At 73.9% G+C, this 17,449-nt stretch carries 19 protein-coding genes; 8 read left to right on the top strand and 11 right to left on the bottom strand.

What is annotated here, in order from left to right; genetic code table 11:
• Both ACSNN7_RS25555 and ACSNN7_RS25550 read right to left on the bottom strand, forming a co-directional pair.
• Positions 1-440 (bottom strand): hypothetical protein (locus ACSNN7_RS25555; protein ID WP_436683488.1); only part of this gene is annotated, 440 nt, incomplete at its 3' end.
• A gap of 74 nt (positions 441-514) precedes the next feature.
• Positions 515-1,837 carry a S1C family serine protease gene (locus tag ACSNN7_RS25550; RefSeq protein WP_436683487.1) on the bottom strand — a complete coding sequence of 441 codons (1,323 nt, stop codon included), beginning with the start codon at positions 1,835-1,837 and terminating at the stop codon, positions 515-517.
• Positions 1,838-2,107: 270 nt separating this feature from the next.
• On the opposite strand from ACSNN7_RS25550, the gene ACSNN7_RS25545 reads away from it, so the two are divergent.
• The gene (locus ACSNN7_RS25545; protein ID WP_334451881.1) at positions 2,108-2,716 is read left to right on the top strand and encodes an O-methyltransferase; all 609 of its coding nucleotides are present in this window, start codon (positions 2,108-2,110) and stop codon (positions 2,714-2,716) included.
• Between the two features lie 69 nt (positions 2,717-2,785).
• Here the strand turns inward: ACSNN7_RS25545 and ACSNN7_RS25540 are convergent, their stop codons facing one another.
• Both ACSNN7_RS25540 and ACSNN7_RS25535 read right to left on the bottom strand, forming a co-directional pair.
• On the bottom strand, positions 2,786-4,261 hold the full coding sequence (locus ACSNN7_RS25540; protein WP_436683486.1) for a leucyl aminopeptidase family protein: 1,476 nt from the start codon (positions 4,259-4,261) through the stop codon (positions 2,786-2,788).
• Positions 4,262-4,405: 144 nt separating this feature from the next.
• Positions 4,406-4,573 carry a DUF3117 domain-containing protein gene (locus ACSNN7_RS25535; RefSeq protein ID WP_007455245.1) on the bottom strand — a complete coding sequence of 56 codons (168 nt, stop codon included), beginning with the start codon at positions 4,571-4,573 and terminating at the stop codon, positions 4,406-4,408.
• A 190-nt stretch (positions 4,574-4,763) separates the two neighbouring features.
• On the opposite strand from ACSNN7_RS25535, the gene ACSNN7_RS25530 reads away from it, so the two are divergent.
• Both ACSNN7_RS25530 and ACSNN7_RS25525 read left to right on the top strand, forming a co-directional pair.
• On the top strand, positions 4,764-5,582 hold the full coding sequence (locus ACSNN7_RS25530; RefSeq protein WP_436683485.1) for a PaaX family transcriptional regulator: 819 nt from the start codon (positions 4,764-4,766) through the stop codon (positions 5,580-5,582).
• Between the two features lie 3 nt (positions 5,583-5,585).
• Complete coding sequence (locus ACSNN7_RS25525; RefSeq protein ID WP_436683484.1) at positions 5,586-6,377, top strand: enoyl-CoA hydratase/isomerase family protein; 792 nt, start codon at positions 5,586-5,588, stop codon at positions 6,375-6,377.
• 32 nt (positions 6,378-6,409) lie between these two features.
• On the opposite strand, the gene ACSNN7_RS25520 is transcribed toward ACSNN7_RS25525, so the two are convergent.
• From ACSNN7_RS25520 to ACSNN7_RS25505, 4 genes are read right to left on the bottom strand one after another with little or no spacing between them, the layout of a single operon-like run.
• Entirely contained in the window at positions 6,410-6,991 is a 582-nt protein-coding gene (locus tag ACSNN7_RS25520) for a hypothetical protein (protein ID WP_436683483.1), read from the bottom strand.
• A complete protein-coding gene (locus ACSNN7_RS25515; RefSeq protein WP_436683481.1) occupies positions 6,988-7,587 on the bottom strand; it encodes a DNA-3-methyladenine glycosylase I in 600 nt (199 codons plus the stop codon). Before ACSNN7_RS25515 ends, ACSNN7_RS25520 begins: the two co-directional genes overlap by 4 nt.
• A 40-nt stretch (positions 7,588-7,627) precedes the next feature.
• A complete protein-coding gene (locus tag ACSNN7_RS25510; RefSeq protein WP_436683479.1) occupies positions 7,628-8,125 on the bottom strand; it encodes an SRPBCC family protein in 498 nt (165 codons plus the stop codon).
• Positions 8,122-8,817, bottom strand: coding sequence for a DivIVA domain-containing protein (locus ACSNN7_RS25505; RefSeq protein WP_436683477.1), 696 nt, complete (start codon positions 8,815-8,817; stop codon positions 8,122-8,124). Before ACSNN7_RS25505 ends, ACSNN7_RS25510 begins: the two co-directional genes overlap by 4 nt.
• Before the next feature lie 155 nt (positions 8,818-8,972).
• Here ACSNN7_RS25505 and folP point away from each other — a divergent pair, with 155 nt between their 5' ends.
• Positions 8,973-9,842 (top strand): dihydropteroate synthase, encoded by an 870-nt coding sequence (gene folP, locus ACSNN7_RS25500; RefSeq protein WP_436683475.1) that lies wholly within the window; start codon positions 8,973-8,975, stop codon positions 9,840-9,842.
• A gap of 15 nt (positions 9,843-9,857) precedes the next feature.
• Here folP and ndhC read toward each other — a convergent pair whose 3' ends face one another.
• On the bottom strand, positions 9,858-10,235 hold the full coding sequence (gene ndhC / locus ACSNN7_RS25495; protein WP_436683474.1) for an NADH-quinone oxidoreductase subunit A: 378 nt from the start codon (positions 10,233-10,235) through the stop codon (positions 9,858-9,860).
• A 146-nt stretch (positions 10,236-10,381) separates the two neighbouring features.
• Between ndhC and ACSNN7_RS25490 the strand changes: the two genes are divergently transcribed.
• The 3 genes from ACSNN7_RS25490 to ACSNN7_RS25480 all read left to right on the top strand — a co-directional run bounded on the left by ACSNN7_RS25490 (position 10,382) and on the right by ACSNN7_RS25480 (position 14,978).
• Positions 10,382-11,812, top strand: coding sequence for a hypothetical protein (locus ACSNN7_RS25490; RefSeq protein WP_436683473.1), 1,431 nt, complete (start codon positions 10,382-10,384; stop codon positions 11,810-11,812).
• A gap of 291 nt (positions 11,813-12,103) precedes the next feature.
• A complete protein-coding gene (locus ACSNN7_RS25485; protein WP_436683471.1) occupies positions 12,104-13,951 on the top strand; it encodes a 2-oxoacid:acceptor oxidoreductase subunit alpha in 1,848 nt (615 codons plus the stop codon).
• Positions 13,944-14,978 carry a 2-oxoacid:ferredoxin oxidoreductase subunit beta gene (locus tag ACSNN7_RS25480; protein WP_436683470.1) on the top strand — a complete coding sequence of 345 codons (1,035 nt, stop codon included), beginning with the start codon at positions 13,944-13,946 and terminating at the stop codon, positions 14,976-14,978. The genes ACSNN7_RS25485 and ACSNN7_RS25480 overlap by 8 nt, the downstream gene beginning before the upstream one ends.
• An 84-nt stretch (positions 14,979-15,062) precedes the next feature.
• Here the strand turns inward: ACSNN7_RS25480 and ACSNN7_RS25475 are convergent, their stop codons facing one another.
• On the bottom strand, positions 15,063-15,710 hold the full coding sequence (locus tag ACSNN7_RS25475; protein ID WP_436683469.1) for an FMN-dependent NADH-azoreductase: 648 nt from the start codon (positions 15,708-15,710) through the stop codon (positions 15,063-15,065).
• An 83-nt stretch (positions 15,711-15,793) separates the two neighbouring features.
• Here ACSNN7_RS25475 and ACSNN7_RS25470 point away from each other — a divergent pair, with 83 nt between their 5' ends.
• Positions 15,794-16,279: a MarR family winged helix-turn-helix transcriptional regulator gene (locus ACSNN7_RS25470; RefSeq protein WP_436683468.1), complete on the top strand. Its 486-nt coding sequence runs from the start codon at positions 15,794-15,796 to the stop codon at positions 16,277-16,279.
• 60 nt (positions 16,280-16,339) lie between these two features.
• Here ACSNN7_RS25470 and ACSNN7_RS25465 read toward each other — a convergent pair whose 3' ends face one another.
• The gene (locus ACSNN7_RS25465) at positions 16,340-17,353 is read right to left on the bottom strand and encodes a potassium channel family protein (RefSeq protein ID WP_436683467.1); all 1,014 of its coding nucleotides are present in this window, start codon (positions 17,351-17,353) and stop codon (positions 16,340-16,342) included.
• Between the last annotated feature and the right edge of the window lie 96 nt (positions 17,354-17,449).

Raw genomic sequence — 17,449 nt, 5'->3', positions numbered from 1 at the left:
TCGGCGTCATCGAGAACATGGCCTGGCTGGAGCTGCCCGACGGCTCGCGGATGGAGGTCTTCGGCGCCGGTGGCGGTGGCCGGACGGCCGCCCTTGCCGCGCAGGTCGGCGGCGTCGGCCACGTCCTTGAGCTCGTTGTGCACGCCGGTCACGTCCGCCCGTAGGTTGTCGTAGACGCCCTGCAACGGCTTCCGGATCGCCTGCTCGTCCTCTTCGCTGAGCAGGTGCTTGCGGATGAACGCCTTCGGGTGCAGGTCCTCCAGCTGGATGTCGGTGCCCAGCTCACGGCTCAGGTCGCCGGTCGCGTTGCGGGCCATGCCCCGCAGGTTCCGGACCATCCGCAGGCCGTCGTTGATGACGTTGGGCAGCCGGTCACCGAAGATCAGCAGCGCCAGGAGCAGCAGCGCACCGATCTCCCACCAGTTCAGGTTGTCGAGCACTGCTGGGCCTCCTCGTCGGCGTCAGAGCAAGACTACGCACGTCGGGCGCGGGCCCGGGAGGGGGTGACCGGTCCTCACTTCGCGTCTGCGGCGAGGGTCACCGAGGTGTTCTGCCGGGACGACCCCCGCCGGTACTCCACCGTCACCACCGATCCCGGGGCGAACTTGCGCACCAGCGCGATCAGGTCGGTCGGCTCGGTCATCGGCCGGCCGTTCAGCTTGAGGACCACGTCGCCGGCCTTGAGCCCCGCGCCGGCCGCCGGGCCGGACGGCTCCACCGCGGCCAGCCGTACGCCCGCCCCGCCGGTGGCCGTGCCGGCGCCGCCCACCTGCGCGCCGATCACCGTACGGCGGGCCTTGCCGGTGCCGATGATGTCCTGGGTGATCCGCTTGGCCTGGTTGATCGGGATGGCGAAGGCGAGGCCGATGTTGCCCGCCTCCTGCCCCTCGCCGACCAGCGACTTGATCGTGGAGTTGACCCCGATCACCCGGCCGGCGGTGTCCACCAGCGGGCCGCCGGAGTTGCCGTGGTTGACCGCGGCGTCGGTCTGGATCGCCGCGTAGTAGCGCACCGGGCCGCCGGGCTCACCGGCCTGCATGGTGCGGTCCAGGGCGCTGACGATGCCGGCGGTGACGGTGTTGGCCAGCGAGAGCGGCGAGCCGATGGCGAGCACGGGGTCGCCCACCGCCAGCGCGTCGGAGTCGCCGAACTCCACCGGGCGCAGCCCGGCACGGTTGACCTTGATCACCGCGACGTCCGACTCGGGGTCCTGGCCGACGACGGTGGCCGGCGCGGTGCTGCCGTCGCTGAAGATCACCGAGGCGCGGCCGGTGTTGCCGGAGACCACGTGGTCGTTGGTGATCACGTGCCCGTCGGCGCTGACGATGAAGCCCGAGCCTTCGCTGACCCCGCCCAGGCCGGCCACCCGTACGGTGACCACGCTGGGCAGGACCTTCTCGGCGACCCCGGCCAGCGACTCCGGGCGGCGCTGGGCCAGGCCGGGTGCCTCGGCGGGCCGGGCGCCGAGCGCCACGCCGCCCCCGGCCCCGCCCCGGACCGCGAAGGCGTACCCCAGGGCCCCGCCGAGGGACCCGGCGAGCAGTGCGGTGATCAGCGGGACGAGCAGCAGCTGGCGCAGCTTCGGCCGGCCCGGGGCGTCCGGGTCGGTCACCGGCTCCGGCGCGGACCCGGGGGCGAGGGCGCCCGGGACCACCACGGCGGCCGGCGCGTACGGGTCCCGCCACGGGTCGGCGAGCGCGTCGGACCACCAGGGTGATGTCGTGCCGCCCGGGGCGCTCTGCGGCGCCGCCGGGGGGCCCACCGGCGTCGCCCCGCCCGGCGGTCCCGCCGGTGCCGGAGTCCCACCGGGCTGGCGCCAGTCCCAGCCGTCGGTCACGTCGGTGCCTCCCAGTCCGTCCCCGGATCCCCCGTGCCGCGTGGTGCGGCCGCCGTCGCGAAACGCGGGATGCCGCTTCCAGGATTGCACGGATGAGCCGGATGGCATGAGCTTCTGCCGGGCGTGATCGTCAACGGCGGACGGCGCGGCTGCGCGGCGGAAGGCTCGCCTCTAGGCTCATACCGCCAACCCGCCCCCCGCACCACTCCCGCCGCCCGGAGGTGTCCCATCGCCACGGTCGCCAATTCCGGCACTCCGACGGCGCAGGCGCTGCAGTTCGCCGAGTCGTACGTCGGCGAGGACCTCGTGCTGCGGACCGCCCGCAGCCTCGCCCTGGAGGTCGGCCTCGACGCGGTGACGCCCGGGGCCGGGGCGGCGCTGCGCCTGCTCGCCGCCGCGGGCAACGCCCGGGCGGTGGTGGAGATCGGCACCGGCACCGGGGTCAGCGGCGTCTGGCTGCTGCGCGGGATGCGGGCCGACGGCGTGCTCACCACCATCGACCTGGAGGTCGAGCACCAGCGGATCGCCCGGCGGATCTTCGTCGAGGCCGGCTTTCCGTCGGGGCGTACCCGGATCATCACCGGCCGGGCGCTGGACGTGCTGCCCCGGCTCGCCGACGGCGCGTACGACCTGGTCTTCGTCGACGCCGAGGCGACCGGCTTCGCGGCGTACTCGGACGCCGCGCTGCGGCTGCTGCGACCCGGCGGGGTGCTGGCCCTCAACGGCACGCTGGCCAGCGGGCGGATCGGCGACCCGACGGCGCGCGACGCGGAGACGGTGACCGTCCGCGAGACGATCAAGGCACTGCGGGAGTCGGAGCACTGGATCCCGGCGCTGCTGCCGGTCGGGCACGGCCTGCTCGCCGCGGTCAAGTGCTGACCCGTCCCTGACCGCCCGTTCCCGACCGCCGGCCCGGCGTCCGCTCCGGTGCCGGGCGGGAGCGCCACCTCAGCCCAGCGTCGCCAGCCAGCGCAGCAGCCCGCGTACGCCCCAGCCGGTCGCGCCCCGGGTCAGCTCGGCGTCGTCGCCGTCGGCCCAGGACGGCGCGGACATGTCGATGTGCAGCCAGCGGTCGCGCAGGTCGCCGGTGAACTCGCGCAGGTACAGCGCGGCGGTCACCGAACCGGCGCCCGCGTCGGGCGAGCTGTGCAGGTCGGCCAGGTCGCTGCCGAGGTGCTCGACGTAGTCGGCGGGCAGCGGCATCCGCCAGGCGGCCTCGCCGGCGGCGTCCACGGCGGCCAGCAGGTCGGCGGCGAGCTGGTCGTTCTCGCTGTAGAGGGCACCGGTGCGCTTGCCGAGCGCGACCGCGTTGGCCCCGGTCAGGGTGGCCAGGTCGATCAGCAGGTCCGGCTGGAGCTCCTGGACGGCGTACGCCAGGGCGTCGGCGAGGACCAGCCGGCCCTCGGCGTCGGAGTTGGTGGTCTCGCTGGTCAGACCGCCGTAGTGGCGGACGATGTCGCCGGGGCGGAACGCCGATCCGCTGACCATGTTCTCCGCCAGCGGGGCGAGCGTGGTGATCCGCACCGGCAGCCGCAGCGCCGCCGCGCCGAGCGTCGCCGCGACCACGGCGGCGGCCCCGGCCATGTCCTTGCGCATCAGCTTCATCGCCGGCACCGGCTTGATCGAGATGCCGCCGGTGTCGAAGGTGATCCCCTTGCCGACGAGCACCACGTGGGTGCGGGCGTCGGCGGGGCGCCAGTCCAGCTCGACCAGGCGGGGGGTGCTGGCCGAGCCGCCGCCGACGGCGAGGATGCCGCCGAAGCCCTCGGCCGCCAGCTCCTCGGGGCCGCGTACCCGCAGGTGCAGGTCGGGCTGGTCGGCCGTCGCGGCCTCGACCTGCGCGACGAACCACTGCGGGTTCTTCACCGAGGACGGGGTGTTGGTGAGGTCCCGGGCGAGCCGGGTCATCCGGGCGGTGGTGACCGCCGCCTCGACCGCGTCGCGGTACGGCTCCGGGTCGTCGACCAGCAGGTCCACCCCGGTCAGCGCCGGTGACTCGCCGGCCTCGGTCATCCGGAACCGGTAGGAGGCGAGCAGCAGCCCCTCGACGAGGGCGCGGACGGCCTCCGCCCCGGTGCCGGTCGGCACCAGAAACGTGATGTGTGTCTCATCCTCGCCGGCCCGGCTCAGCGCGGCTCCGGCGGTCCGCCACGCCCGGTCGGCGCCGTCGCCGACGCCGAGCAGCAGCAGCCGGGCGGGGGTGCGCGACGGGCGCAGGTGCGCGTACGTCTCGCCGGCCTTGCCGGTCAGCCGGGCGGCCGGCAGCAGGGCGGTCGCCTCCGCCCGCACCTCGTCGGGCAGGGCCGGCCCGGTCGGGGCGAGCGTCGCCGGGGCGTCGTCCCCGTCGGCCGCGGCCGCCGCGCGGACGGGCAGGACGAGGGTGTCGTACCGGTCGGCACCGGCTGACAGGCGGATGGCGAGCACGCTGGACCGTACCTCCGGAAAGGATCGTGGTGCGGGGCCTGGCCGCCCCGCGTAGGGCAGGTGAAGACCCTGAGCCACCGGCATGGCCGGTGGCTCAGGGATACGACGAACCGTCCGCGCGTCGCCGCGCGGTCTGTCGGTCGATCAGCCGGCGGCTGCCTTCAGCGCGTCACCGAGTGCGTTGGCCTCGTCGGGAGTCATCTCGACGACGAGTCGGCCACCGCCCTCCAGCGGGACCCGCATGACGATGCCCCGGCCCTCCTTGGTGACTTCCAGCGGACCGTCGCCCGTCCGCGGCTTCATCGCCGCCATGTTGTCTCCCCTCAGACCTGTATCAGGGTCGGTGGGTTGCCCCACAGCCACTTCGTCACGACCACCCGCAACGTACGCGAGGGTGTCGACCAACGATTTTCCCTGATGAACACCGCCGGACCCAAACCGGAGCAGCATTGATGTAACAGCATCTAGCTTATCTTGAGAAGGCCTGTCACAATGTGCGGTCATGCAGGCACGGTCGGCACTCTTCGACCTGTACGGCGACTACCTCCGGCCGAGGGGTGGCCGTGCACCGGTCGCCGCCCTGGTCAAGCTGCTGGCGCCGCTCGGGGTCGCTCCCCCGGCCGTGCGCACCGCGGTCTCCCGGATGGTCCGTCAGGGCTGGCTCGATCCGCTCCGGCTGGCCACCGGGCCGGGATATTCGATCACACCGAAGGCCGCCCGGCGACTCGACGAGGCGGCCGCGAGGATCTACCGCACCGGCCGGGTCACCTGGGACGGCCGCTTCGATCTGCTGGTGCTCCAGACCCCGACCGCCCGGCGGGACCGGCAGCGCCTCGCCGCCAACCTGAGCTTCCTGGGCTACGGCACCCTCGACGAGCACACCTGGGTGGCCACCCGGGCGAGCGAGGACGTGGACCTGCTCCTGGAGGAGGCCGGGGTGCGCTACGAGCGGTTCACCGCCGCGCACGCCGCCGGCACGCCGGGCGCGATGGGGGTGGTCCGCCGGGCCTGGGACCTCGCCGAGATCGGGCACGCCTACGAGCGGTTCGTCGCCGAGCAGCGGCCGCTGCTGGCCGGGGTGACCGTGCGCAGCGGCGACGAGGAGGCGTACGCGGCCCGGTTCCGGCTGGTGCACGCGTGGCGTACCTTCCTGTTCCGGGACCCGCAGCTGCCTCCGGCGCTGCTCCCGGAGCGCTGGCCCGGCACCGCCGCGGCCAGCTTCTTCGACCGGCACGCAGCCCGGCTGCGGCCGGCCGCCGACCGGTACGTCGAGCAGTGCCTCGACGCCAGCAACCGCACCGCCCGACAGAAGGGTCGTTAGAACGTGACCGAGCCGCTGCTCGTCGACCGCACCGACGCCGTGGTCACCCTGACGCTGAACCGCCCCACGGCGATGAACTCGCTCGACGTGGCGCTCAAGGAGGCGCTCCGGGACACCCTGGCCGAGCTGGAGTCCGACCGCTCCTGCCGGGCGGTGGTGCTGGCCGGCGCGGGCGGGCAGTTCAGCGCCGGCCAGGACCTGCGCGAGCACGTGCAGACCCTGCAGTCGACGACCGCGAACCCGCTGGACACCGTGCGGGCGCACTACAACCCGATCGCCGCCCGGCTGGCGAACCTGCCCAAGCCGGTGGTGGCCGCGGTGCGCGGGATGGCCGCCGGGGCGGGCGCCTCGCTGGCGTTCCTCGCCGACTTCCGGGTCGGCGGCCCGAAGACGAAGTTCCTGATGGCCTTTGCCGGGGTGGGGCTGGCCGCCGACACCGGGGCCTCCTGGACGCTGCCCCGGCTGGTCGGTCACGCCAAGGCCGTCGAGCTGCTGATGCTCGCCGAGCCGGTCGGCGCCGAGGAGGCCTGCCGGCTGGGCCTGCTCAACAAGCTGGTCGAGGACGACGAGCAGGTGCTGCCGGCCGCGCACGAGCTGGCCGCCCGGCTCGCCGCCGGCCCGACCGTCGCGTACGGGGCGATCAAGCGGCAGCTCTCCATCGCCGACGCGGGCACCCTCGCCGACGCCCTCGCCGCCGAGGCGCAGGCCCAGGCGATCTGCGGGGCCACCAGCGACCACCGGGCCGCCACCATGGCCTTCGTCGAGAAGCGCAAGCCGGCCTTCGAGGGGCACTGACGGCGCCACCGCCGGTGCTCACCCGGAGGGGGTCAGTCGTCCTCCTCCGGGTCCTGGTTGGCCTCGGCGCCCAGCACGAACGCCTGCATTGCCAGTTCGTCGCCGGAGGGTGAGACGAACGCGGGCAGCTCGGCCGGGCCCAGCTCCTGCACGTACGACCAGAAGAGCCGGACCGCCTCGGCCCGGGAGTCCGCCTCGATCGGGAGATCCAGGCTGACCAGCCAGGTGCGGCGCAGCGGCGGCGGACCGAGCCGGTCGACCAGCTCGCGGTAGACCTCGGGCGCCAGCGGGGTGACCGGCCCGGCGATCGGCACCTGGTCGGCCGGCACCGGCTCGTCGAAGGCCCGCCGGGTGTACGTCACCACCAGCGCGTCCTCTCCCCCACCGGCGACCCGGCCCAGCGCCACCAGCCGGGACGGCTCCGCCACCAGCACCGCCACCGGGTCGCCGGGGCGCGGGCGGGGCTCCCCGGCCACGGCCGGCAGCTCCAGGGTGTCGTGGTGGACGAGGCGTTCAGCGTCGTGCCGACCGGCCGGCAGGAGCACCGCCCAGGCGCCCTCAGCCGGCCCGTCGACGTCGGTCGTCGCGCTGGCGCGGTGGTCGGTTGCGGTCATGCCCCCATCCCATCACGGGCCGCCCCGGCGGCGACCACGTGGCAGCCGGTCAGGTGGTCGTCGACCATGCCGGTGGCCTGCATCAGCGCGTACGCGGTGGTGGGGCCGACGAAGCGGAAGCCGCTCTTCTTGAGGGCCTTGGCCATCGCGGTGGACTCCGGCGTCAGGGCGGGCACCTGCGCGAACGACTCCGGCCGGGCGCCCCGGGGCGGCGGCGCGTACGACCAGAGCAGCGCGGAGAGCCCGTCGGGCAGCTCCAGCGCGGCCCGCGCGTTGGCGATCGCCGCCTCGATCTTGGCGCGGTTGCGGACGATCCCCGCGTCGGCGAGCAGCCGGGTCACGTCGGCCTCCCCGTAGCCGGCGACCCGCTCGATGCGGAACTCGTCGAAGGCCAGCCGGAACGCCGGCCGCTTGCGCAGGATGGTCAGCCAGGACAGGCCGGACTGGAAGGCCTCCAGCGTCAGCCGCTCGTAGAGGGCGTCGTCGCCGCGCAGCGGCCGGCCCCACTCGGTGTCGTGGTAGACGGCGTAGTCCGGGGTGCTCGACCCCCAGGCGCAGCGGGTCAGCCCGTCGGGGCCGGTCACCAGGTCAGTCACGGCGTACACGGTAGGCCAGAGCCCCGACAGCGGGACCCGGTCAGGGCAGCCGGCCCTGCTCGACCAGCCGGGCGAACCGCTTCAGCGCCAGCGTCAGGCTCGCCTTGGAACCCGGCCAGAGCAGCGGCCACGCCACCCGGCCGGCCGGCCCGCCGGGCAGGTGGAACCACTCGTGCCAGACCACCTGGGTGCGGTCGCGGGCCAGCGGGGTGCAGCGCAGCACGCCGGGGCCGCGCAGCAGCTTGCCGCAGTGCACGACGCCGACCTCGTACGGCGCGTCCACCCGGACCACCCGCATCTGGTCGCGCAGCACGGCCGGCCCGAGCGCGGTGACCGCCTCGACCAGGGTGCCCTCCCCGCCGTCGCCCTCGACGACGCGGACCGTGGTGAACGGGATCCAGTCGGACTGCCGCTCCCAGTCGGTGAGCGCGGCGAAGACCCGGCCGGCGGGGGCGTCCACGATCACGGTGGCGGTGAACTCGCCGGCGCCGGGCTGCGCCGCTTCCCGCAGGCTGTCCGCGCCGTCCGGCCCGGTCACCGCGTCTCCGAGCGGACCCGGTCGGCGGGCCGGCCGCCGGTCGGGTCGGCGTCGGCGTTCCCGTCGGTGGGGCGGGTGTCGGCGTCCACGGCCGCGGTGCGCAGGGCGGGTGCGGCGTCGGCGGGCGCCTCGGACGGCGCGGCGGGGTCGACGGCGGTACGCAGGGCCGGCGCGTCGGCGTCGTCGGCCGCCGGCGCGTCGGCGGCGAGCGGGCGGATGCCGTCCGGGTCCGCCGCGCTCGGCTCGACGGCACGCGGCGCGTCGGTCGGGGCGTCCGCCGGGGTCGCGGCCGGGTCCGCGTACCGCGGGGTGGGGTCGGTGGCCGGGGCGTCACCGGCCGCCTCCTCGCGGGCCCGGCGCAGCGCGTCGGCGTCCGCCAGCCGGCCCTCGCGCAGCGCCGCGACCTCCGCCTCCAGCACGCCGATCAGCTCGGCCTTGTAGCCGATGTCGTAGGCGGCCCGGCGCATCGCCTGGTCGACCTGGGCCATCCGGTAGCCCCGCAGCGCGGTGTCGAAGCGGACCGCGCCGACGTCCGTCTCGCGCAGCGGCCGGCTGCCCGGCAGCGGCACGGCCCGGCCGTCCGGCTCGGCCGGCGCCAGGCCGGCGTCCCGGCCGGAGACCAGCACCGTCACCCCGAACACCACCGCCGCCACGGTCAACGCGATGACCAGTACGAGCAGAACCTGACCCATGGACAGATCGTGGCACGGCGAGCACCCCCCGAGCGACCCCAACCCACCGCAGGGGTACGTGTCCGCTGGTGGCGTCCCGGCCCGGCGGGGCGCCGGGCGACCGGATAGCGTCGTCAGCGGCCGGGTGACCCGGCCGGCGACGGGCGGGAGGCGGGATGGCCGGGGCGCTGCGGCTCGGTGGGCGGACGTTCGCACCGGGCGAGCTGGTGGTGATGGCGATCGTCAACCGCACACCGGACTCGTTCTTCGACCGGGGCGCGACCTTCGCCCAGGACAGCGCGCTGCGCGCGGTGGAGCTCGCGGTGACCGAGGGCGCGGAGATCATCGACATCGGCGGGGTGAAGGCCGGGCCGGGCGACGAGGTCGACGTCGCCGAGGAGATCCGGCGGACGGTGGACACCATCGCCGCCGTCCGGGCCGCCTTCCCCGACGTGGTGATCTCGATCGACACGTGGCGGGCCGAGGTCGCGGTGGAGGCGGTGGCGGCCGGCGCCGACCTGCTCAACGACACCTGGTCCGGCGCCGACCCGGCGCTGGCCCGGGTCGCCGCGCAGACCGGGGCCGGGCTGGTCTGCTCGCACGCCGGCGGGCTCGCCCCGCGTACCCGGCCGCACCGGGCCGCCTTCGACGACGTGGTCGGCGACGTGGTCACGACGGTGACCGGGCTCGCCGAGCGTGCGGTGGCCCTGGGGGTACGCCCCGACGGCATCCTGATCGACCCGGCGCACGACTTCGGCAAGAACACCCGGCACTCGTTGGAGATCACCCGCCGGCTCGACGAGCTGACCGCGACCGGCTGGCCGCTGCTGGTGGCCCTGTCGAACAAGGACTTCATCGGGGAGACGCTGGACCTGCCGGTGCCGGAGCGGCTGGAGGGCACCCTCGCCGCGACCGCCGTCTCGGCCTGGCTCGGCGCCCGGGTCTTCCGCGCCCATCAGGTCCGCCCCACGCGCCGGGTGCTGGACATGGTCGCCTCGATCCGCGGTGACCGTCCGCCACTGCTCACCCGTCGCGGCCTCGCCTGACCGCGGGCCGGGCGGTCAGGTCCAGCGGAGGATGTTCTTGCGCCAGGCGTAGAGGATGCCGAGCGCGACCACGGCCACGAAGATGCCCATCTCGGCGACCGTGACCAGGCCGAAACCGGGTCGGTCGAAGACCAGCGCCCAGGGGAAGAGGAAGACCGCCTCGACGGCGAAGAGCACGTAGAGGTACGCGTAGACGTAGTAGCGGATCTGCATCTGCGCCCAGTCGCCGCCGACCGGGTCCAGGCCGCACTCGTAGCTGGCCCACTTGCCCCAAGGATCAGCCGGACGGCCAGGACGTAACATCCGATTGGCCGAGAACGCCGTAACAAAGAAGAGAGCACTGGCGAGCAGCAGGAGCCCGAGCGTCGCGTACGAGCCCAGGTAACCGGTCACGGTAGGTCAGCCTACCGGGCACCGGCCCCGCCCGACCGGACCGGGAGCAGTACCGAACACGTTACGAATTCGTTTCCCGGTGGGACTAGTGCCCTCGGGCAACTGTTACCGAATAATGAACCCTCACCCAGTGTCACGGAGGACAGATGGCCCGCGTGGACGTACGCCCCGGCCCGGGGGCGCTCGCCTGGCGTACCTCTTCGTTGGTCACGGCATCACTGGGCACAGGGCTGGCGGTCGCGCTCGCGATCGCGCCCGGCCTGGCCACCGCGGCTCCCACGGGCGACCCCGTCGTCACCGCCGCCACGGACGCGACGACGCCGGCGGGCGAGCCGACGGACGAGACCACGCCGCCGGTCGAGCCGACCACCACCGAGCCGCTGCCCACCACCGCGCCGCCCACCCTGCCCCCGGACCCGGAGCCGACCACCCCGGCGCCGGAGCCGACCACGGCAGCACCGACGACGGGCAGCCCCGGCGATCCGGCCCCGACCACCGCCGCGCCGACCACCACCGCGCCCGCCCCGCCGCCCGCCCCGGGCGGTGGCCGGCCCCCCGCGGACGGTCCCGCGCCCAGTCAGCAGAACCCCGACGGGCTCGGGGTGCGGGTCACCACCCGCGACATCGTGCTCGGCCCCGCCTACTGGAACGCCCGGAGCACCAGTGCCACGCTGCGGGTCACCGTCGCCAACACCGGGACGGCACCCGCGCGGGTACACCTCGCCTACACGCTGCCCGCCGGGCTGACCGACGCCGGCACCCCGGGCTGTGCCGCCGTCGGCGGCGGGAACTGGCAGTGCGGCGAGTGGGACGCCGCTCCCGGCGCGAAGTTCACCAGCCTCATCCGGGTCCGGGTCGGCGGCGAGGCGTGGCGGAAGATGCCGCTCAGCGGCTCGGTACGGGTCGCCGCCTCCGGCGCGGGGGCCAGGGTCGCGGACAACGAGGGCTTCGCGGTCCTCTTCCCGCCCGGCCCGCCGGTGCCCGGGATGAGCCTCGACGCCGACGAGGTGGCCTTCGACATCAGCGGCGGCCCCACCGAGCTGGGCGTCCGGCTGGGCAACACCGGCCGGGTGGACGCCGCGGGGCGGGTCGAGGTGGTCCTGCCCGCCGGGGTCAGCGTGCTCGCCACGCCCGGCTGCGAGGTGGTCTCGCCGACCCGTACCCGGTGCGACGCCGGTACCGTGCCGGCGGGCCGTACGGCCACCCTGCGGCTGCCGGTCGCCGCCACCCCGCAGGCCCAGCGGGAGGCGCCGCTGGCCGGGGCGGTGATCGCTCAGCTCGACCCGCGCAGCGGCCGGGCCCGGCAGATGCAGATGAGCTTCCGGATCACCGCGGCGGCGGCGCTGGCCACCCCGCCGGTGGCGACCCCGGCCCCGACGGGTTCGCAGGGCGTGATCGCCGCGGCCGGTCAGACCTCCGGCGGAGGCGGGATGTCCTCGGCCCAGCGGATCGCGCTCGTCCTGATCGTCGCCTCCGGGGCGCTGGTGGTGCTGGCGCTGGCGTTGGCCACCACCTCGCTGCGGCGGCGCATGGGCGGGCCGGTCCCGGACCCGGCGGCGAATCCGGCATCCGATTGAGACCTAGGGCCCGGTAAGGGCCGCCGCCGGTGATCTCGATTACGGCGGTCACCTCGAAACGGTGCAGAACGGGATGAACAACGTTCAGATTCGTTCCCACTCGTCGGACCTCCACCAAGGATGCCCTAACGGCTCGACGTAGGCTCTGGGGTGAGAAACGACAGCGGGCCGGACCTGCCACGGGCGGATCGGCGCAGCGGCGCGTCAAGGAGGTCACGTGGCGGGGCAAGGCGGGGTCACCATCAGGTTCAGCCGCCCGTGCGACGGGGCTGAGCGAAGCGAGGTGCAGGCGTGACCAAGCAGATCCGTCAACTGGACCGGGTGGTCATCCGGTTCGCCGGTGACTCCGGCGACGGCATGCAGTTGACCGGCGACCGGTTCACCTCCGAGACGGCGCAGCTGGGCAACGACATCTCCACGTTGCCCAACTTCCCGGCGGAGATCCGGGCGCCCGCAGGCACGCTGCCGGGCGTGTCGAGCTTCCAGGTGCACTTCGCCGACTACGACATCCTCACCCCGGGCGACGCCCCGAACGTGCTGGTGGCGATGAACCCGGCGGCGCTCAAGGCCAACCTGGCCGACCTGCCCCGCGGCGCGGACATCATCGTCAACACCGACGAGTTCACCAAGCGCAACCTGGCCAAGGTCGGCTACCAGACCAGCCCGCTGGACGACGACTCGCTCGCCGGCTACGTGGTGCACCCGGTGGCGCTGACCTCGATGACGGTCGGCGCCCTCGCCGACCAGGCGGTGTCCAAGAAGGACGCCGAGCGGGCCAAGAACATGTTCGCGCTGGGCCTGCTCTCCTGGATGTACTCCCGGCCGTACGAGTCGACGCTGCGCTTCCTGGAGCGCAAGTTCGCCGCCCGTCCGGAGCTGGTCGCCGCGAACGTGGCCGCCTTCCGGGCCGGCTGGAACTTCGGCGAGACCACCGACTCGTTCTCGGTGCGGTACGAGGTCAAGCCGGCGAAGATGCTGCCGGGCACCTACCGGAACATCACCGGCAACGCGGCGCTCTCCCTCGGGCTGGTGGCCGCCGGCGTCCGCTCCGGGCTGCCGGTGTTCCTCGGGGCGTACCCGATCACCCCGGCCTCGGACATCCTGCACGAGCTGAGCAAGCACAAGCGGTTCGGCGTGGTCACCATGCAGGCCGAGGACGAGATCGCCGCGGTCGGCGCCGCGCTGGGCGCCTCGTACGGGGGCTCGCTCGGCGTCACCACCACCAGCGGCCCGGGCGTGGCCCTCAAGAGCGAGACGATCTCCCTCGCGGTGGCCCTGGAGCTGCCGCTGGTCATCGTGGACGTGCAGCGGGCCGGGCCGTCGACCGGCATGCCCACCAAGACCGAGCAGGCCGACCTGAACATGGCGCTGCACGGCCGGCACGGTGAGGCCCCGGTGGCGGTGATCGCGCCGAAGTCGCCCTCCGACTGCTTCCACGCGGCGCTGGAGGCGGCCCGCATCGCGCTGACCTACCGCACCCCGGTGATCCTGCTGTCGGACAACTACGTCGCCAACGGCTCCGAGCCGTGGCTGCTGCCCGACGTGGAGTCCCTGCCCGACCTGCGGGTCGAGTTCGCCACCACGCCCAACGGCGAGGACGGCACCACCTTCCTGCCCTACCTGCGCGACCCGGAGACGCTGGCCCGGCCGTGGGCCATCCCGGGCACGCCGGGGCTGGAGCACCGCATCGGTGGCCTGGAGAAGGCCGACAAGACCGGCGACATCTCGTACGACCCGGCGAACCACGACTTCATGGTGCGTACCCGGGCGGCCCGGATCGAGACGATCCCGGTGCCGGACGTCGAGGTGGAGGACCCGGACGGCGACGCCCGGGTGCTGGTGCTCGGCTGGGGCTCGACGTACGGGCCGATCGGCGCGGCGTGCCGGGGCCTGCGCCAGCGCGGCCTGTCGATCGCACAGGCGCACCTGCGGCACCTGGCGCCGATGCCGGCCAACCTCGGCGAGGTGCTGCGCTCCTACGACCGGGTGGTCATCCCCGAGATGAACCTCGGCCAGCTCGCCCACGTGATCCGGGCCAAGTACCTGGTCGACGCGATCGGCTACAACCAGGTCCGCGGCCTGCCGTTCACCGCCGCCGAGCTGGAGACGACGCTGGAAGAGGTCCTGAAGAATGTCTGAGCCCGTCGCCCTGAAGCTCACCGCCAAGGACTTCAAGTCCGACCAGGAGGTGCGCTGGTGCCCCGGATGCGGTGACTACGCCATCCTGGCGGCCATCCAGCAGTTCATGCCGGAGCTGAACATCGCCCGGGAGAACACCGTCTTCGTCTCCGGGATCGGCTGCTCGTCGCGCTTCCCGTACTACATGAACACCTACGGGATGCACTCGATCCACGGCCGTGCCCCGGCGATCGCCACCGGCCTGTCGGTCTCCCGCCCGGACCTGTCGGTCTGGGTGGTCACCGGCGACGGCGACGCGCTGTCGATCGGCGGCAACCACCTGATCCACGCGCTGCGCCGCAACGTCAACCTCAAGATCCTGCTGTTCAACAACCGGATCTACGGCCTGACCAAGGGGCAGTACTCGCCGACCTCCGAGGTCGGCAAGATCACCAAGTCGACCCCGGTCGGCTCGGCGGACGCCCCGTTCAACCCGCTGTCGCTGGCCCTGGGCGCGGAGGCCACCTTTGTCGGCCGCACCATCGACTCCGACCGCAAGCACCTGCAGTCGGTGCTGCGGGCCGCCGCCCAGCACCAGGGCTCGGCGTTCGTGGAGATCTACCAGAACTGCAACATCTTCAACGACGGCGCGTTCGACCAGCTCAAGGAGCCGGCCACCCGGGACGACTACCTGATCCGGCTGGAGCACGGGCAGCCGATCACGTTCGGCAAGGACGGGCAGTTCTGCGTCGTCCACCCGCCGGGCGGGTTCGGGCTGGAGGTCCGGGAGACCGCGGCCACCCCGGCCGAGGAGATCGTGGTGCACGACGCGACGGTCAACGACCCGGCGTACGCGTTCGCGCTGTCCCGGCTGCCCGGGCTCGACCTGCGCAACACCCCGATCGGCGTGTTCCGCTCGGTGGACCGCCCGTCGTACGACAGCGTGGTGCAGGAGCAGGTGGCCGCGGCCAAGGCGAAGGTCACCGAGACCCCCGAGCAGCAGCTCGCCGGCCTCCTCGCCACCGGCGACACCTGGACGATCATCTGACCGGTCGCCGCACCGGCACACCCGCACGCGAAGGGGTGGTCACTCCCGAGGAGTGACCACCCCTTCCGTCTGCCGTGCCGCCGTTCAGGCGGCCGCGGACACCGGGGCCCAGAGACCGTCGATGGCCCGTTCGGCTGCCGCCCGGCTCGCCTCGGCCAGCGGGAGCAGCTCGGCCATGGCCGGCTTCAGCGCCGCGAAGGTCAGCTCGGCGGTGATCACGCGGGGCTCCAGACCGGTCATCGCGACACCGTGCGGCAGCCAGGTCTCGGCGTGGTCCCAGCCCGCCCGAGGGGTGTCCGAGCCGTAGCCGCCGCCTCGGCTGGCCAGCACGATGAACTCGCGGCCACCGAGCAGCCCCTGCCCCGTCTCCGGGTCGTACGCGAGGCCGGGGGCGATGAGGTGGTCCACCCACGCCTTGACGCTGCTCGGCACGGAGTAGTTGTAGAGCGGCAGGCCGAGCAGGATCGTGTCGGCCCGGGCCACCTCGGCGACCAGCCGCTCGGTCAGCGCCCAGGACGCCTGCTCGGCGGGTGTGTGCTGGTCGGCGGGGAGCATGCGGGCCAGGCCGCCCGCCCGGTCCAGGTGCGGCAGGGGCTCGTCGCCGAGGTCCCGGTAGGTGACGGTGCCACCCGGGTGGGCGGCGCGCCAGGCGGCGGCGGCCCGCGCGGTGAGCTGCCGGCTGACCGAACGCTCGCCCTGGATGCTGGAGTCGATGTGCAACAGGTGTGCCACTTGCTAGCCCTCCATAAATGATTGGTCCTACGCCAATCATTTGTACCAGGTCGATTCATGGTTGGCCCGGTAGACTCGGTCACATGCCTGCCGTGCCGGTCGACCAGTCCGAACACCGCTCGGGCGCCCTCCTCGACCACCTGGCCCGGCGGATCCGGCTGCGTGCCGAATCGGTGCTGGCCCCGCTCGGCCTGCGCCCACGCCACCTCGTCGCGCTCACGGTGCTGCGCGCCGAAGGCGGAATCAGCCAGCAGGCGCTGGCCGGCCGGCTGGAGATGGACGGGACCAACGTGGTCGGGCTGCTCAACGAACTCGAGGCGGCACACCTGGTGGAGCGGCGTCGCTCGCCGGCGGACCGCCGCCGCCACGTGGTCGAACTCACCGAAACCGGGACGAAACGCCTCAGCGAGGCGGAGTGTGCGCTCGCCACCGCCGAGGAGGAGGTGCTGGGCGCGCTCGACGCCGACCAGCGCGAGACGCTCTACGAACTGCTCCGCAAGGCGGCCGCCGGGCCGCCGATCAGCTGCAGCGAGGCGCTGCGCGACGAGCGCGGGGACACCTCCGCCTGATCCTGACGGCCGGCCGGGGCGGGGCGTACCGGTGAGCCGTGCGCCCCCGGCGGCGGGAGATCAGGCCGTGGTGGCCGGCTGAGGGCGGTCGTCGCGAACGTGGACCAGCATGTCGCCGGTCTCGATGATCGCGCCGGCCTTGTCGGCGAGGGTGACCACCTTGCCCCGGCGGACCAGCGCGATGACCAGGGACTCCAGCTCGCGCGGCGACTTGCCGACCTCGTGCCGCTCGGCCGAGCGCATCGCCAGCGCCATGCCCTGGCCGGGGGTGAGCAGGTCCTCCACCACGTCGATCAGCGGCGGCGCGGAGGTGGAGAGCCCCAGCAGCCGGCCGGCGGTGGCCGAGGAGACGATCACGTGGTGCGCGCCGCTCTGCCGCAGCAGCGGGGCGTTCTCCGCCTCGCGGACCGCCGCGATGATCCGGACCTGACCGGCGGTGAGCTGCCGCGCGGTGAGCGCCACCAGCACCGAGGCGTCGTCGCTGTCGGTCGCGATGATCACCGCCTTGGCGTTGCGGACGTGCGCCTCCTCCAGCACCGACGAGCGGGTGGCGGAGCCCTCGATGGCGACCAGGCCGGCGGAGGTCGCCTGCCGCAGTGCGGTGCCGCTGCGCTCCACCACCACGATCCGGGACTTGTCCAGGCCGTTCTCCAGCAGGGCGGAGACTGCGCTGCGGCCCTTGGTGCCGTAGCCGCAGATGATGACGTGGTCCTTCACGGTTCTCCTCCACCGCACCAGGCGCCGGCCGGTCCGGTACTGCTCGGTCAGGACTTCCAGGGTGGTGCCGACCAGGATGATCAGGAAGAGCACCCGGGCGGGGGTGATGAACAGGACGTTCACCAGCCGGGCGGACTGCGAGAACGGGGTGATGTCGCCGTACCCGGTGGTGGAGAGGGTGACCACCGCGTAGTAGGCGCAGTCGAGCAGGGTCAGCCCGTTCTCGTCGACGTCGCGGTAGCCGTCCCGGTCGAGGAAGACCACCGCGACGGTCAGCAGCACCAGGCCCAGTGCGGCGGCCAGCCGGAGGCTCAGCGCGCTCAGCGGACCGCGCCGCTGTGCCGGGAAATGGATCACCGTCGGTCCTGCTTCCCCCGGATCGCCTGCACGTCCACAACATAGCGGTTGCACCGGCATCCGCACGCCGGGGTGGCCGACCGGGCGGGTGGGCGG

The organism is Micromonospora sp. URMC 105 (assembly GCF_051386295.1).
In the GTDB taxonomy this organism is placed as follows: domain Bacteria; phylum Actinomycetota; class Actinomycetes; order Mycobacteriales; family Micromonosporaceae; genus Micromonospora.
This window is presented reverse-complemented; position numbering and strand designations above follow the sequence as displayed.

Excerpts from the sequence above, each read along its gene's own strand:
- ACSNN7_RS25535 (WP_007455245.1), bottom strand. The coding sequence starts at position 4,573 with ATGGCGGCGATGAAGCCGCGGACGGGCGACGGTCCGCTGGAAGTCACC.
- ACSNN7_RS25530 (WP_436683485.1), top strand. The coding sequence starts at position 4,764 with ATGCAGGCACGGTCGGCACTCTTCGACCTGTACGGCGACTACCTCCGG.
- ACSNN7_RS25520 (WP_436683483.1), bottom strand. The coding sequence starts at position 6,991 with ATGACCGCAACCGACCACCGCGCCAGCGCGACGACCGACGTCGACGGG.
- ACSNN7_RS25505 (WP_436683477.1), bottom strand. The coding sequence starts at position 8,817 with ATGGGTCAGGTTCTGCTCGTACTGGTCATCGCGTTGACCGTGGCGGCG.
- folP (WP_436683475.1), top strand. The coding sequence starts at position 8,973 with ATGGCCGGGGCGCTGCGGCTCGGTGGGCGGACGTTCGCACCGGGCGAG.
- ACSNN7_RS25490 (WP_436683473.1), top strand. The coding sequence starts at position 10,382 with ATGGCCCGCGTGGACGTACGCCCCGGCCCGGGGGCGCTCGCCTGGCGT.
- ACSNN7_RS25480 (WP_436683470.1), top strand. The coding sequence starts at position 13,944 with ATGTCTGAGCCCGTCGCCCTGAAGCTCACCGCCAAGGACTTCAAGTCC.
- ACSNN7_RS25470 (WP_436683468.1), top strand. The coding sequence starts at position 15,794 with ATGCCTGCCGTGCCGGTCGACCAGTCCGAACACCGCTCGGGCGCCCTC.